The 14,350-nt window shown below is 43.6% G+C and carries 12 protein-coding genes; 9 read left to right on the top strand and 3 right to left on the bottom strand.

What is annotated here, in order from left to right:
* Positions 1-220: 220 nt before the first annotated feature.
* Positions 221-1,678, top strand: a complete 1,458-nt coding sequence (locus ACYVLS_RS10185; RefSeq protein ID WP_460324180.1) for an alpha-amylase — start codon at positions 221-223, stop codon at positions 1,676-1,678.
* 389 nt (positions 1,679-2,067) lie between these two features.
* Here the strand turns inward: ACYVLS_RS10185 and ACYVLS_RS10180 are convergent, their stop codons facing one another.
* Both ACYVLS_RS10180 and ACYVLS_RS10175 read right to left on the bottom strand, forming a co-directional pair.
* The gene (locus tag ACYVLS_RS10180) at positions 2,068-2,604 is read right to left on the bottom strand and encodes a hypothetical protein (protein WP_460324178.1); all 537 of its coding nucleotides are present in this window, start codon (positions 2,602-2,604) and stop codon (positions 2,068-2,070) included.
* 9 nt (positions 2,605-2,613) lie between these two features.
* The gene (locus tag ACYVLS_RS10175) at positions 2,614-3,108 is read right to left on the bottom strand and encodes a DUF4446 family protein (RefSeq protein WP_460324176.1); all 495 of its coding nucleotides are present in this window, start codon (positions 3,106-3,108) and stop codon (positions 2,614-2,616) included.
* 171 nt (positions 3,109-3,279) lie between these two features.
* Between ACYVLS_RS10175 and ACYVLS_RS10170 the strand changes: the two genes are divergently transcribed.
* From ACYVLS_RS10170 to rlmH, 8 genes are all read left to right on the top strand, one after another.
* Complete coding sequence (locus ACYVLS_RS10170; protein WP_460324174.1) at positions 3,280-3,807, top strand: PTS sugar transporter subunit IIA; 528 nt, start codon at positions 3,280-3,282, stop codon at positions 3,805-3,807.
* Between the two features lie 115 nt (positions 3,808-3,922).
* Complete coding sequence (gene yycF, locus ACYVLS_RS10165; protein WP_460324172.1) at positions 3,923-4,636, top strand: response regulator YycF; 714 nt, start codon at positions 3,923-3,925, stop codon at positions 4,634-4,636.
* A gap of 6 nt (positions 4,637-4,642) precedes the next feature.
* Positions 4,643-6,505 (top strand): cell wall metabolism sensor histidine kinase WalK, encoded by a 1,863-nt coding sequence (gene walK / locus ACYVLS_RS10160; RefSeq protein WP_460324170.1) that lies wholly within the window; start codon positions 4,643-4,645, stop codon positions 6,503-6,505.
* Positions 6,502-7,818 carry a YycH family regulatory protein gene (locus ACYVLS_RS10155; protein ID WP_460324168.1) on the top strand — a complete coding sequence of 439 codons (1,317 nt, stop codon included), beginning with the start codon at positions 6,502-6,504 and terminating at the stop codon, positions 7,816-7,818. Before walK ends, ACYVLS_RS10155 begins: the two co-directional genes overlap by 4 nt.
* Entirely contained in the window at positions 7,808-8,668 is an 861-nt protein-coding gene (locus ACYVLS_RS10150) for a two-component system regulatory protein YycI (protein WP_460324166.1), read from the top strand. The genes ACYVLS_RS10155 and ACYVLS_RS10150 overlap by 11 nt, the downstream gene beginning before the upstream one ends.
* 114 nt (positions 8,669-8,782) lie before the next feature.
* Positions 8,783-9,592: an MBL fold metallo-hydrolase gene (locus ACYVLS_RS10145; RefSeq protein ID WP_460324182.1), complete on the top strand. Its 810-nt coding sequence runs from the start codon at positions 8,783-8,785 to the stop codon at positions 9,590-9,592.
* A gap of 231 nt (positions 9,593-9,823) precedes the next feature.
* Positions 9,824-11,008: a S1C family serine protease gene (locus ACYVLS_RS10140; RefSeq protein WP_460324164.1), complete on the top strand. Its 1,185-nt coding sequence runs from the start codon at positions 9,824-9,826 to the stop codon at positions 11,006-11,008.
* A gap of 1,066 nt (positions 11,009-12,074) precedes the next feature.
* A complete protein-coding gene (gene rlmH, locus ACYVLS_RS10135; RefSeq protein WP_460324163.1) occupies positions 12,075-12,554 on the top strand; it encodes a 23S rRNA (pseudouridine(1915)-N(3))-methyltransferase RlmH in 480 nt (159 codons plus the stop codon).
* Between the two features lie 287 nt (positions 12,555-12,841).
* Here the strand turns inward: rlmH and ACYVLS_RS10130 are convergent, their stop codons facing one another.
* Positions 12,842-14,161: an IS1380 family transposase gene (locus tag ACYVLS_RS10130; protein WP_346024907.1), complete on the bottom strand. Its 1,320-nt coding sequence runs from the start codon at positions 14,159-14,161 to the stop codon at positions 12,842-12,844.
* Positions 14,162-14,350 lie beyond the last annotated feature (189 nt).

The following is a 14,350-nucleotide window of genomic DNA, read 5'->3' as shown; positions in this document are numbered from 1 at the left end:
TGGTGAAATGATTCCAGAATACTTTGTAAGTCACACGGGGATCGTATATGACAATAGAACACAAAAATAAAAAGGTCAGCAGATAATAAAGAGTCCTCGGGCGAACTTTGCCCGAGGTTTTCTTATAAAGGGTTATTTTTTGTAAATGATGACAGTAAAGGGTAAAATTAACTGATACAGTGCACAATAGTCTGTATGGAAAGCAAAGGGGAGAAAAAGCATGAATGGGACAATGATGCAGTATTTTGAATGGGATCTGCCAAATGACGGCAAACATTGGAAGCGTCTGAAAGAAAACGCCAGCCATCTGAAAGAGATTGGCATAACGTCGGTCTGGATTCCGCCTTGTTTTAAAGGAACAAGTTCGGATGATGTCGGTTACGGTATTTATGATTTATATGACTTAGGGGAATTTGATCAGAAAGGAACCGTCCGGACAAAATACGGTACAAAAGAAGAGCTGCTGGAAGCCATTGATGCCCTCCATGAACAGGATATACATGTCTATGCGGACGTTGTCTTGAACCACAAGGCAGCTGCCGATGATACTGAACGATTTGAAGCGACACCGGTCAGTCAGGACAATCGCCATGAAGCGATTGATGAAACACGTGAAATAGAGTCCTGGACGCATTTTACGTTTCCGGGAAGAGAAGGGAAGTACTCTGACTTTGAATGGCACTGGTACCATTTTTCAGGGGTATCCGATGATACTATCTCAGGCGAGCAGGGAATTTACCGTATCGAGGGAGAAGGCAAAGGCTGGGCACCCGATGAACATGTGTCGACAGAATTTGGAAACTTCGACTATCTGATGTTTGCAGATATTGATTACAGTCATCCAGAAGTCGTGGAAGAAACGAAAAAATGGATTCACTGGTTTATAGAAGAAACCAAGGTAGACGGGATTCGTCTGGATGCCGTGAAACATATTGATAACCAGTTTATGAAAGACTTGATCGAAGACGTCAGGGAAGTCCATGGAGAAGACTTTTTCTTTGTGGCCGAGTACTGGCATCAGCGCTACAAGGATCTGGAAGATTACCTGGAAGAACACGATTACTCCATTTCCATGATGGACGTCCGCTTCCATTACGCGCTGCATGAAGCATCAAAGCAGCACAGCGATTTTGATTTGAGACGCCTTCTGGATGGAACACTGTACAAGTCCAATGCCGAGCAGGCGGTAACCTTTGTTGAAAACCATGATTCCCAGCCGAATCAGGCACTGGAATCCTACGTGGAACCTTGGTTCAAACCATTGGCATACGGCTTTATTCTGCTAAGCCACTACGGCTATCCGTGCGTGTTTTACAGTGATTACTATGGCTACAGTGGAGATGTGGACTATGACGGCTGTGGAAGCATCATTGATACACTGCTCTATGCCAGAAAGAATTTTGCCTACGGAGAACAGCACAACTATCTGGATCACGGCAACTGCATCGGTTTTACCCGTACTGGAAATGACGAGCACCCGGATGGCTGTGCCGTTATCATGTCCAATGGAGATGAAGGCTTTAAGGAAATGCATGTGGGTGATTTGCACGCACATGAAGTCTACGTAGACCTATTGGAAAACAGAGACGAAGAAATAGAGATTGATGAGAACGGAACGGCCACTTTCCCGGTCAATGCGGAATCGATTTCCGTCTGGGTGAAGAAAGCCGTAAAATAAAGCAAGTTGAAGCATCAAAGCCGGACAGAAGCCGGTTTTGATGCTTTTGTTTTGAGAAAAGAAGAAGATAGGGAGAGTATAGTGTCTGAAAAAGTGTCACGTGCGAGATAATCATGTTTCGCAGTTATAAATCTTTGGAAAGATGATTATGTGCCACTTAATCGTCTTTCGAAGCTTATAAAAAATGTGAAAGATGATTATCTCTGATTAATCATCCTTCACGAAAAAAATATTAGCTGAAGGATGATTATGTACGAGTTAATCATCCTTCAATCCACACATTGAATCTGAAGAATGAATATCTTCCAATCTGTACGTAATCAAAATGGCCTGTACATAAAAAGAAGACTCTGTGCATCACCTGCACAGAGTCTTTCATATTCTAATCTTTAGTCGTTTGGATTGACCTTCATGGATGCTTCTTCTTCATCGTCCATGTTGTCTTTGTCCAGCTTAAAGTCGTCATCGTCGGACAGGTAATTGTCTTTCAATGCTTCATCGACTTTATCTTTAGGAATAGCCTGGTCATGTTCCGGTTCAAGTGGCGTGTCTTTAACGTCACCCAGTTTTTCATCGTCATATACCGCGTGACTGGCTGCTGCAGGGTCAACTACTGTATCCTGCTGTTTTTCAGCTTCGCTCATGGCTAGGTCTCTTTCGATTTCTTCGATAGTCTGGCTTAATTTTGCCTGTTTGGCATCGAGTTTAGCCTGTTCAGATTCCAGTTCTTTTTCCGCCTCCATATAAGAGGCTTTGAAATCCTCCACCAGTTCATGGGCTTTTTCTCCCCCAGTGTCCTTCATCTTAATGGCTTCTTCTTTCAGGTCTTCTCTGAATGCTTTTCCGTCTTTAGGGGCAAATACTAAAGCGGCAAAGGCTGAAGCAGCACTCATTAATACGGCTTTCGTTAAACTTACTTTTGGCATAGTCTTCTCCTACCTTTCAACTAATTGATTATTGACTACTGCGGGTAAATCGGCATAATCCTCATTATGCTTGCGCTGTTTCTGTTTCTCCATCGTCTTACTGAAGGCAAGTTTGAACGTTTTCGCCAGACGCGGTCCGTCAGTTCGAAGCTCGTTCAGGGTGTTTTCAGCGGCCCCTTTAGAGTATTCATTTCCGTGTTCCTTCAGAAATTGAAGTGAGTGAGACAGACTTTCGGCATAGTGCTGAAAATCATCAAAGCGCTGCAGCTTCATTTCTGAAATGTTCTGAGTATATTCCACTCGAGCCATGATGTGATCCACTTTTGTCTGAATAGCTTCCGCTTCATTAGTGAAATGTTCGACATGGCCTTCTACTGTTTTTTGTGTTTCTTCAATATTTTTCAGCGTGGGCTTCATTTTTTTCATAGCTAGAAATCCCATGACAATTAAAATAATGAGAGAAACCCCGAGAATAATGAGTGAAACAATATAACCCAATTCCATATTGCCCCTCCTTTTACCAATGATTCAAATCATAAGCGTTTATATAATTAGAATACCACGAAGGCTTGGGAACACCAACCAAAACGCTATGACCGAAAGAGATTGCTTGAAACGGCTTTACTTGTTAGAATAAAAGCATCTATAAGGAGTTTCACTTAAAAGGAGAAAAAAATGAGCAATCAATCAGACGAGTTTGGCGTGCATGAGGAAAGTGGGAATGAATCGACTGACACTTTTACCGTCTGTGCAGTAACTGATGGCGAGATTATGTCAATTGAAGAAGTGCCGGATGATTTGTTTTCGCAGAGAATGATTGGAGACGGCTTTGCGATGATGCCTTCTTCAGAAGTGGTTTATGCGCCCTTAAGCGGGAAATTAATTGAAGTCGCAGATGCAAAGCATGCGTATTATATTGAAAACGACGAGGGAATAAAAGTACTGATTCATATAGGTATTGATACGCTTCTGTTGAATGGCGAAGGGTTCCATACCTTTGTAAAAAAAGGCATGAGAGTCGAAAAAGGGCAGAAATTGGCAACCTTTGACCGACAGCTGTTGGAAGACAAAGGCTTTCATCCGGTTATCCCAGTCATTGTACTGGAGCATCCTACCGTTAAGTCACTGGAGCTGAAAGCAAATCGTAAAGCATTGGCAAACGAAACAGTCGCTTTAGTCGTTCATTTAGAAGAAGAAAAATGAGCAGAAACAAAAGAAAGTTGGTCTAAAATTGAACCCGTTCAGAGAGTAAGGTATAATCTAATGGAACGGATTCACGCAATGAATGCACGTATACTGTTTCTGAGGAGGAACACTTTTGAAAAAAATACTAGTTGTTGACGATGAAAAGCCGATTTCAGATATCGTGAAGTTTAATTTGGAAAAAGAAGGCTTTGAGGTTATTACCGCCTATGACGGTGAAGAAGCCGTAGAGAAAGTGGAAGAAGAAAATCCGGATCTGATTGTTCTAGACTTGATGCTGCCGAAAATGGATGGACTGGAAGTCTGCCGTGAGGTACGCAAGACAAGAGATACGCCAATTATTATGGTTACCGCCAAGGATCAGGAAATTGACAAAGTTCTGGGTCTGGAACTCGGTGCAGATGATTATGTGACGAAGCCGTTCTCTAATAGAGAACTGGTGGCTCGAGTTAAAGCAAACGTGAGACGCCAGTCTTCTTTGCAGAATACCGAACCTGTTAAAGAAGAAACGAATGACATCGAAGTGGGCGATTTAATTGTTCACCCGGATGCTTATATTGTGTCTAAGCGCGGCGATACCATCGAACTGACTCACCGCGAGTTCGAGCTGCTTCACTATCTGGCCAGACACATCGGTCAGGTGATGACGCGTGAACACTTGCTGGAAACGGTTTGGGGTTATGATTACTTTGGGGATGTCCGAACAGTTGATGTGACGGTCAGACGTCTGCGTGAAAAAATCGAAGACAACCCAAGTCACCCGACATTTTTAGTGACGCGTCGAGGAGTAGGCTATTACCTGAGAAGTCCTGAACAACAGGAGAAGTAGTAATTTATGAAGAAAAAAATACGTTTTTACCAGTCTATAAATACAAAGATTGTCTTTGTTATCGTGCTTTTACTTGTATTCGCCCTGCAGCTAATCGGGGCGAATTTTATTACCCAGATTGAAAGACAGCTCATCGCCAATTTCCAGGAAGACCGTCAAGTACAGATGAACTTTCTGGAAAGCACCATCATGCCTTTTCTAGAACTGGAATCCAATGGGGAAGACAATGATGTTGATCCGATACAGGAAATCAACAGCCTACTGGCGGATTTTTCCGGAAACGGCATTACCGAGCTGCAAGTGGTGAATGAGGACTTGATTGTCATCGGAACGAGTGACAGTACCCAGCAGAATATTGTCGGACAGTTGTCGGATGATATGGATGTCAGACAGGCCCTCTTGTCAGAAACGACGGTGCCCAGACAAGTTATTGATCCGGTGACGTCAAACCGGCGCTGGAAAGTGGTCGAACCGGTCTACTCTGCTGGAGAAGACGGGCAGTTTCTTGGTGCCATCTTAATGGAAAGCAATATTGAAACAGTCTATAATCAGATTTCCCAAATTACCTGGATATTTCTGCAGTCGAGTGCGGTCGCTATTATTCTTTCGCTTATTCTGGCCAACATGGTCTCCCGCGCGTTGACGAAACCGATTAAGGAAATGCAGATTCAAACCCGTCAGATTGCAGACGGTGATTATTCAGGTACCCTGAAAGTGTACGGAGAAGACGAGCTGGGTCAGCTGGCCTCGCTAATCAATGATTTGTCTGATGATGTAGCGGAAGCCCAGGAATCAATTGATGCGGAAAGACGCCGTCTGAACAGTGTCCTGACCCATATGACCGACGGGGTTGTGGCTGCCGACAGGCGCGGAAAAATTATTATTATCAATGATATGGCTCAGACGATGCTGAACATGTCAGAAGAAGAAGCAAGCGGTGAAAATCTGCTGACAGTATTGGATGTCGAAGAAGACATTACGCTGCGAACCATTCTTGAAAAGCAGGAAGATTATCTGATTAACGCCACTAAAAAAGGTGTGCCGATTATTTTGAGAGCCTCTTTCTCCTTGATTCAAAGAGAGTCAGGCTTTATCAGCGGAATTGTCTGCGTGCTGCATGACGTCACTGAGCAGGAACGGATCGACGAAGAGCGTAAGCAGTTTGTATCGAACGTGTCTCATGAACTGCGCACCCCACTGACCAGTATGAGAAGTTACATCGAAGCGCTGGCTGACGGCGCATGGGAAGACCCTGAACTGGCACCCCGTTTCCTGGCCGTCACTCAAAATGAGACGGACCGGATGATTCGGATGATTCAGGATCTGCTGCACTTGTCACGCATTGATTCAGGCAAGAGCAACTTGGACCTTGAAATAGTGGATATGACAGAAATGGTCGATCATGTACTGAACCGTTTTGAAATGCTGATTCATTCAACGGAGTATCAGGGTAAGAATTATCAGATTAAAAAAGAACTGCTTAAGGATGCAGTCTTTGTAGAAGTTGATCCGGACCGCATGATTCAGGTGCTGGACAATATCATGAACAATGCCATCAAGTATTCACCGGATGGCGGGACCATCACGGGTCGGATGACCGTTGATGCCGATCATGTAGTTATCAGCATCAGTGACCAGGGCATGGGGATTCCTAAAGCAGACCTGCACAAAATTTTTTCCCGCTTTTACCGGGTTGACCGTGCCCGCTCACGTGCAATGGGTGGAAGTGGCTTAGGTCTGGCCATCTCTAAAGAAGTGGTCGAACAGCACGGTGGACAAATCTGGGCGGAAAGTACGGAAGGACAAGGCACGACCTTTTATCTTTCCCTTCCCTTTGTGCCATTTGAAGAGGAGGATGAGTGGTTATGAGCTGGTCCAATATAAAACACGTTTTACTGACTGTACTGATTGCCCTCAGCCTGTTTCTGAGCTTTCAGTTATGGACAGCCGGAGGAGAGCTTCGTGAACCGACGTCTGGTGGAAGTGGGGCTGTACCGGCTTCCCTTGTTGATCGAACCATGACAGAGGTATTTTCACCAAACCAAATCATCTGGCACCGTTCACTTAGTGAAACAAAGTTGGAAATCGACACGCATGAAATGAGCGACTGGATTGAAGAACATTTCAATTCCATGGCATTTGGAGAAGTAGCCAATCCTCAGCGTGTCAGCCGAGAAGCCTATAGAGAAAATCTGTCATCAGGCGAATGGGTTGAATTCCTCTTTGGTGCACCGATTCCTTTTGGTTTGTTCGAAGCTGCTTTTGATGACCTGCCGACTGATTATGAAAACCGGACCTTCACGCGTTTATTCATGAACCGTGACAATCCAGAACAGGTTGTATTTTTTGACAGCACAAATGAATTGTATTATTCAGTAGATGAATCGAGTTTTACCGAAGAAACGGTCAACGAGCTGCTCTATGGAGCAAATAACCAGTTTACTGAAGTTGAAACGATTGAAGTGGGCGAAGACCTCATCTACCTTCCGATAGAAGAAGTTGATGTCGAGTACCAGGATTATCTGGTTGAACGTCTGCCAAACAATCTGTATATCAATCAGTTTTTCACCGATACATCTGAAGTCGATGCGAGACGGACGGGTCAGACCCTTCGCTATATTGATCTGACGACTGAAGTGAGAATCAATGATTCCAATAATACGCTGACCTATATCCGGCAGCGAACAGATATGGGACAAATGACGTTCAGCGAACGGCTGACCAGTAGCTTCCAGGAACTCAGACAAATTGAGAACTGGACAGAAACGGTTCACTATGAAGGGTTCACCCCGGCTACGAATGAAGTCGTGTTTCAGCGATACATCCAGGGGCAACCAGTCTTCAGTCATCAGCAGCAGGAGTCAAGTGTCCTTGTTACAGTTGTTGAAAGTGGATTGACTAACCTGCGCCTGCCTTTGCGAGTTGTGCAAACACCACTGGCACTGACGGGAGAACGCACCAAAACCCTGCCAAGCGGAACTGAAGTGGCCGAAAACCTGGCTGGCATCGGAGAAGGCCTGGAGGGTATTCAAAATATTCGTGTCGGATTAACCTGGATTCAAAGTGAAGAAGACAGTCGAGTGGTTCATTTCGAGCCAAACTGGTATGTTCAGTCAGACGATATCTGGTATGAACTAAGCCGCTATATTCAACTGCAGGAGGAAGCACACAATGGACTTTAAAAAAATTGAGAACATCTTCCTGATGACATTCTTGCTGCTGAATATTTATCTGCTGATCAGTTTTTTAAACCGAAGTGACCTTCAGTATGCATCGACAGCGCCGGACCAAGTCAACCTTCTAAGGGAAATGGAACAGATTGGCATTGAACTGCCGAATCTAACGGAAGAAGACAATCAAGTGTATTATGTCCAGGCGGACCGCAACACCTTGCTGGAAGACAATGTCGACCAGCTGGAGAATCAGGCGGGATCTATTGCACAGGACGGCACTTTGTATAACAGTATTCTGTCCGATCCCATTGAAATTGAAGGGTCACCCGAAGAAGGATTTACTGACGAAGACTTTGAACGATTAAACGAGTTTATGGATAGCTCAGCTGTGCTATTTGGAGAGGAATACACATTTCTGCGCTATGACCAGGTCGAAAATCGCTTTGTCTTTGCACAAGAGGTGAATGGGATTCCCGTTGCAGACGGCACATCTGAAATTTCACTCTTTTACGGGGGTGATGGCAACATCATTTCCTACCAGCAGAGTTATGCCGGACCGATGACGACCCAGGGAAGTGCGCTGGATATCATCACGGACCGTCAAGCGATTGAGACGCTGTTTCAAAATAACGAAATCAGCTCCAATTCCATTGTCGGTCAACCCATTCTATCTTATCAGCGAACACTCTACCTGGAAGACTTAAGCATGTACGGGCCGATTTGGTACGTTCCTGTAACGGATTCAAGTGGGGAACGCGTGCTACGAGTCGATGCGTTCGAGCGTTCCATTATTCAGGAACCAACCGAGCCGGTGATGCCGGTCGATCCTGATCTGGATGAAGATGACGATGAAGAGTAAGATAAGAAATAAATCCAACGGTATTGTGACGACTTCCCGGAGACCTTGATTCTTAGACAAGCCGTGTTGTAAGATAGACAAGGAGTAAGCAGAGAGAAGAGGATTCGTTTCATGATGGAAGCACAAGAATCAGGACTGAATATAAGTGTACTGGCAAGCGGCAGTACGGGAAACATTACGTATGTAGAGTCCGATAAAATGAAGATACTGGTCGACTGCGGTTTCAGCGGTAAAAAAGCGATTGAACTGCTGCATAAAATCGACCGCAAACCAGAAGACTTGGATGCCATACTCGTCACTCATGAGCACAGTGACCACATTAAAGGCGTGGGCATATTGGCCCGCAAGTATAATCTGGACGTTTATGCGAATGAATTGACATGGCAGGCCATGGAACCGAAACTAGGCAAGCTGAAAACTGAACAGAAGCATCATTTCTCCATCGACAAGACAATGACGATGGGGGACATTGATGTCTCAAGCTTCGGGGTATCGCATGATGCGATTGATCCACAGTTTTACACTTTTCAAAAGAACGACAAACGCTTTGTCATGCTGACTGATACAGGTTATGTCAGTGACCGAATGCGAGATTACGTTAAAAATGCAGATGCCTACTTATTTGAAAGTAATCACGACTTAAGTATGCTGCGCATGGGTAAATACCCGTGGTCATTGAAGCAGCGCATTATCGGAGATAAAGGGCATTTATCCAATGAAGACGGTGCACTAGCCTTGGCTGAAATAGTTGGTGACCGGACGAAGCGTGTCTACCTGGGCCATTTGAGCCGAGAAAACAACGTCAAAGAAATTGCCTACGATACAGTCGAAGACATTCTTTTCAGGAAAGACACAGGGGTAAACCAGACATTTAAACTGTTTGATACGGACCCGGTGGAACCCTGCGGCTTGTTTACATTATAATACTTATTGAGATTGATAAGGGAAGCGCGCGATGCTTTCCTTGTCAGTCTTTTTTGATGGGAAAAAGTGAAGAAGAAAGCTGCCTTTTTTATATGTAAAGCCCGTTACAATATTGAAATAATGGAAAATATGCTAAACTAAAGCTATGAAAAGCTTTAAGATTTATTCACTAAAAAAACATTAAACAATGCTATATTATAGTGTAATAGGTTACCAGTAGGAGGAATTATTATGAGTAAATTTAAATGGCAGTCCTTACTTGCCTTAATTTTAACATCTTCCGTTTTAGCAGGCTGTGATGCCCTGACTCAGGAAAGCGATGAACCGGATCAGAACGGAACAGTTGATGACAACGGACAGGTGCAAATTTCAGAAATGCGTGTCGATGTCTCTTCAGGCATCACCGATGCCGTGGACGCAGTAGACGAATCAGTCGTCTCCATCATTAATCTGCAACGGATGGGCGACAGTCCATGGGGCTGGTACGGTGAAACGGAAACGCAGCAAGATGAGGAAGAGAATCTACTTCAGGCGGGAACCGGAAGTGGTGCGGTCTATAAAGTGGACGGCGAAACGGCTTACGTCTTCACCAACAACCACGTTATTGAAGGGTCAGACACGATAGAAGTAATGTTTAAAGACGGAAACCGGGTTGAAGCAACTGTCATTGGAGCCGACGTCTGGACGGATTTGGCGGTTCTGTCAATTGATGCATCAGAGGTTTCTGGGGTAGCGGAATTCGGTGATTCAGAAAATCTAACCGTCGGCGAACCGGCGATTGCGATTGGATCACCACTGGGTACAAACTTTGCTTCGTCCGTTACGACGGGCATCATTTCAGCAGTTGAGCGAACCGTTCCTGTTGACACTAATATGGACGGCGAAATGGATTGGGAAATGACGGCCATCCAGACCGACGCAGCGATTAATCCCGGAAACTCAGGGGGACCGCTGATTAATATTGCCGGTCAGGTTATCGGCATTAATTCTATGAAAATCTCATCCTCTACGATTGAAGGAATGGGCTTTGCAATCCCAAGTAACGATGCGGTTGATATCATCAATCAACTCGAGCAGGACGGAGAAGTCATTCGTCCCATCCTTGGAGTAGCCATGGTCGACTTGTCCATGGTCTCACCACAGCAGCAGCAGTCTATTTTGAACCTGCCGGAAGATGTGGAAGGTGGCGTTGTGGTTGCAGAAGTCTCCACAGGCAGTGCAGCCCAAGATGCGGGGATTGAAGCGAATGATGTGATTGTTTCCTTTAACGGTGTCGATGTGCAAAATGGCATTGAACTGAGACAGGAAATATACGACAGCGAAATCGGTGAAGAAGTCGAAATTGAATATTATCGTAACGGTGAACGACGCACGTCACGAATCCGCATGCGCAGCAGTGAAGATATGGTATTGTAAAAATTAACAGGTAAACACAGCCTTTAGCCGGGCTGTGTTTTTTTGTATGGGGAGAGTGGTTAGGGAGGCGGTTGGTGCTTAAAAATGGGGATTTTGCGTGCCCTTAGGCAGACTGGGTGGAGGTTGGCTAGTGAGCGTGCCAAAGTTGGATGAGGTTTGGCGTACACACAGTGATGCTGAAGTTGAGTTGACCGAAGAGAGAGGTGCTTGGGTAAAGTCATTGGTGACTTCTCTGTGAGATAACCGAAGTCAGCTAAGGTTCGGTTAACTGAAGTCCGTTCAAGCTGGAGTTTACCGAAGTCTGGCGAACTTCAGCAGAGTCAGCAGTAATAGGGTTTGAGTTTACCTAAGGAGATATGACTTTGGCATGCTGAGGTAATTGGAGACTGTGAGCTGACCTAAGATGACCGACCTTCGGTAAACTTGCAAATAGAGAAGCTGCGAGTCTGCCGAAGATCACCGAAAAAGGATGATATATGCTTTGAATATAGTGTTATTAGGAAAAGGTCAGACCTGACCGTTTTTCATTATGGAACTGAACTGTCATGAAAACTGAGTAATTCACAGTCTGAACAACTATTTAACGTTTAATTGGGTTGGATGGGGAAAAGTGAGGGGATAATTCTGTTCGGCTGTGGATAATCCACAGGTCGATACCGGCATACCGGGATTTCTCCAAAATAGTTATGCACAATAAATAAACAGGGTGTGTGTAACTTTTCGTTTCATAACGTTTATTATATTATAGACGTTGGTATAACAGTGTTTTTTAGTGTGAGGAAGTACTTAGAGAGCCTGTGGGAAACTGTGCATAACTTCATCTTAAACAATCTGGAAATCAGCGGTAAAAAGAGAATAACGAACAAAAAAGGGAACACGGATTGTGGATATGTGGATAACTTTGTGTATAACTGTGGAAACTGCGTGGATAAACCAGAAATGCACATGTGGAAAGCCCGGAATCACAACTCCGAGGGTGTGGATAGTGAATTATTCATAGGAACGGGAATGGAGTATTGTTATAATGGGGAAAAGTATCTGAGAAGAAAGAATTGAGGAGAACAATATGGATATCACGATTGTGTCAGTCGGAAAACTGAAAGAGAAGTATCTGAAAAAAGGCATCGAGGAATATACGAAGCGCCTGGGAGCTTACACTAAAATAAAAGTCGTGGAAGTACCGGATGAAAAAGCACCAGAAAATTTAAGCGATGCAGAAATGATTCAGGTGAAAGACAAGGAAGGGGAACGCATCTTGGCCAAGATACCGGATCAGGCCTATGTCTTTGCATTAGCGATTGAGTCAAAAGAACGAACCTCCGAATCCTTCGCCAAAGAAATCGAACAGCTCATGATTCACGGCAACAGTAAAATTGTCTTCGTTATCGGCGGATCTTTAGGCTTAAGCGAAGCCGTCATGAAACGCAGCGACACCACCATATCATTTGGAAAAATGACCTACCCGCACCAGCTCATGCGTTTAATACTGGTAGAGCAAATCTACCGGGCCTTTCGGATTATGCGGAATGAGCCGTATCACAAGTGATGATAATAATTTGCAGTCTATATATGTATCGATGTATATAGAAAATGGCTTTTACCATTATTTTTAAACTTAAATTAGTTAATACTGTCCTGAATAATTCATACCTCTAATTTCAGAGGCTGTTTTTAAATATTGTTATATTTTCTTTATCGTTTTCCATTTTCTATCCTAATTATTTAATTTTTTTCGGTCTATTTAATTATTTTGAGACTTTTTACTTTTCAAACTCAAATTTTGGGCGCACTTCTCCCTAGGCCATTTAAATTCTTTTTAATAAACCAGGTTCTTTAAATGTGTTGCCGAATCCTTTGGATTTTCCTGAATACGGCATAAAACTCTCGTTGGTGAACATGAGAAATCGATAGTTTTAAATACATTTGTCTTGCAGTGCTGACTAGTTTTCCAGCCACTTTGAATAGATGGAAACGGATTGTGTCCACTTGGAGTCCTTTCGATTTTGGCTCAAAACACAAGGTGCGTAAGAAGTTAACCAGATTGTACGCCAACAGGCTAATCATCATGCGGGCCTCGTTTTCAATGAATCTGGGACTATCTGTTTTATCAAAGAAGAAGCTGTTCTTGGCTTCTTTAATGTAGTTTTCCATGGTACCGCGTTTATTGTAGGTTTCAAACACTCTTTTAGCTGAGATGTTTTCTGAGAAATTCGTGACAATAAAGGAATGCTTAAAAAGGAGTTCGCCTACTTCTCGAGTTGAACGAATACACACTCGACGCGGTTTGAACCATGAAGCTGCTTGGTAGGAAACCGAATGATAATAGACTTCTTTTTCATCCCAAGGATGATGGTTATCATAGAACACAAACTCTTCCGCTAAACGATATAAATTCCTATTGGCCTTTAGCCGAATGACATACTGATTTTCGTATAAGTCGCATAAATCATAAACATCCGGTGTCGCGAAACCACTGTCTCCACGAACGAGAATATCAGTGGTTGGAATCGTTTGGTTATAATGTTCCAATAACGGTTCAAGAAATTCTTTGACCCCGTTGGAAGTGTATTGATTTCCTGATCGAAGCTTGGCTTTTAAAAAGTCGCCAGTCAAGCCGTCAAATGCCACTAAAGGATGGTAGCAATTCGTTCCATAATGGGCGTTGTAAGCAGTTTGTTCTTGATGACCAAAGGTATCCGAATGGGTAGAATCTAAATCAATAATCATATTTGTATCGTTGCGAACCAGACGGGCTTTGTCAATTAACGCTTGATTGAATACTTGAAGCGTCTTAATTGTCTCACCTTCTACACGATCATATAATCGAGAAATGGATGATTGAGAAGCCAACGGCTCATCAATTGATAACGTCTGTAATACCGGATCATGCTGTAAAATATTTGCAGCAGAATCAGTATTATAACCACCTATAAATTGTAGAATTATCTGTTTCAAAATCTTATGATTCGTATGCGTCCAATATTTACGACTGTCATTAAATGTAACAATGTCTTCAGAGAGCTGAGTAAATTTAAAAGCATCCATTAACTCATCGATTAGTACTAAGCCAGAATCACTTGATAAACGACCACCATCATGAGAAACGATTAAGTTATTGTTGAATTTCACGGCATTTTCTTGTAAAGTAACCACTGAGAGAACCCCTTTCTATGGTTGTTTGTAGTGAAGTAACCATATCAGAAAGTGGTTCTTTTGGGGCTGGGAAAAAACTCCCCTAAAATGAATACATCCCTCGACCGATTTTGAAAAAAAATGGTCGAGGGATGTTTCTTTTTTAAAGACAAAATGAGCCCCACCGGCTATAATTGAAGTACCAACAGA

It is taken from the genome of Alkalibacterium psychrotolerans, assembly GCF_054784355.1.
Note: the sequence above shows the minus strand (reverse complement) of the source record. Positions and strands in the feature narration are given on the sequence as shown.

Bases quoted from the DNA above. Each gene is read 5' to 3' on its own strand.
- ACYVLS_RS10175 (WP_460324176.1), bottom strand. From the start codon at position 3,108: ATGGAATTGGGTTATATTGTTTCACTCATTATTCTCGGGGTTTCTCTC.
- ACYVLS_RS10155 (WP_460324168.1), top strand. From the start codon at position 6,502: ATGAGCTGGTCCAATATAAAACACGTTTTACTGACTGTACTGATTGCC.
- ACYVLS_RS10170 (WP_460324174.1), top strand. From the start codon at position 3,280: ATGAGCAATCAATCAGACGAGTTTGGCGTGCATGAGGAAAGTGGGAAT.
- ACYVLS_RS10140 (WP_460324164.1), top strand. From the start codon at position 9,824: ATGAGTAAATTTAAATGGCAGTCCTTACTTGCCTTAATTTTAACATCT.
- rlmH (WP_460324163.1), top strand. From the start codon at position 12,075: ATGGATATCACGATTGTGTCAGTCGGAAAACTGAAAGAGAAGTATCTG.
- ACYVLS_RS10180 (WP_460324178.1), bottom strand. From the start codon at position 2,604: ATGCCAAAAGTAAGTTTAACGAAAGCCGTATTAATGAGTGCTGCTTCA.
- ACYVLS_RS10185 (WP_460324180.1), top strand. From the start codon at position 221: ATGAATGGGACAATGATGCAGTATTTTGAATGGGATCTGCCAAATGAC.
- walK (WP_460324170.1), top strand. From the start codon at position 4,643: ATGAAGAAAAAAATACGTTTTTACCAGTCTATAAATACAAAGATTGTC.
- ACYVLS_RS10150 (WP_460324166.1), top strand. From the start codon at position 7,808: ATGGACTTTAAAAAAATTGAGAACATCTTCCTGATGACATTCTTGCTG.
- ACYVLS_RS10145 (WP_460324182.1), top strand. From the start codon at position 8,783: ATGGAAGCACAAGAATCAGGACTGAATATAAGTGTACTGGCAAGCGGC.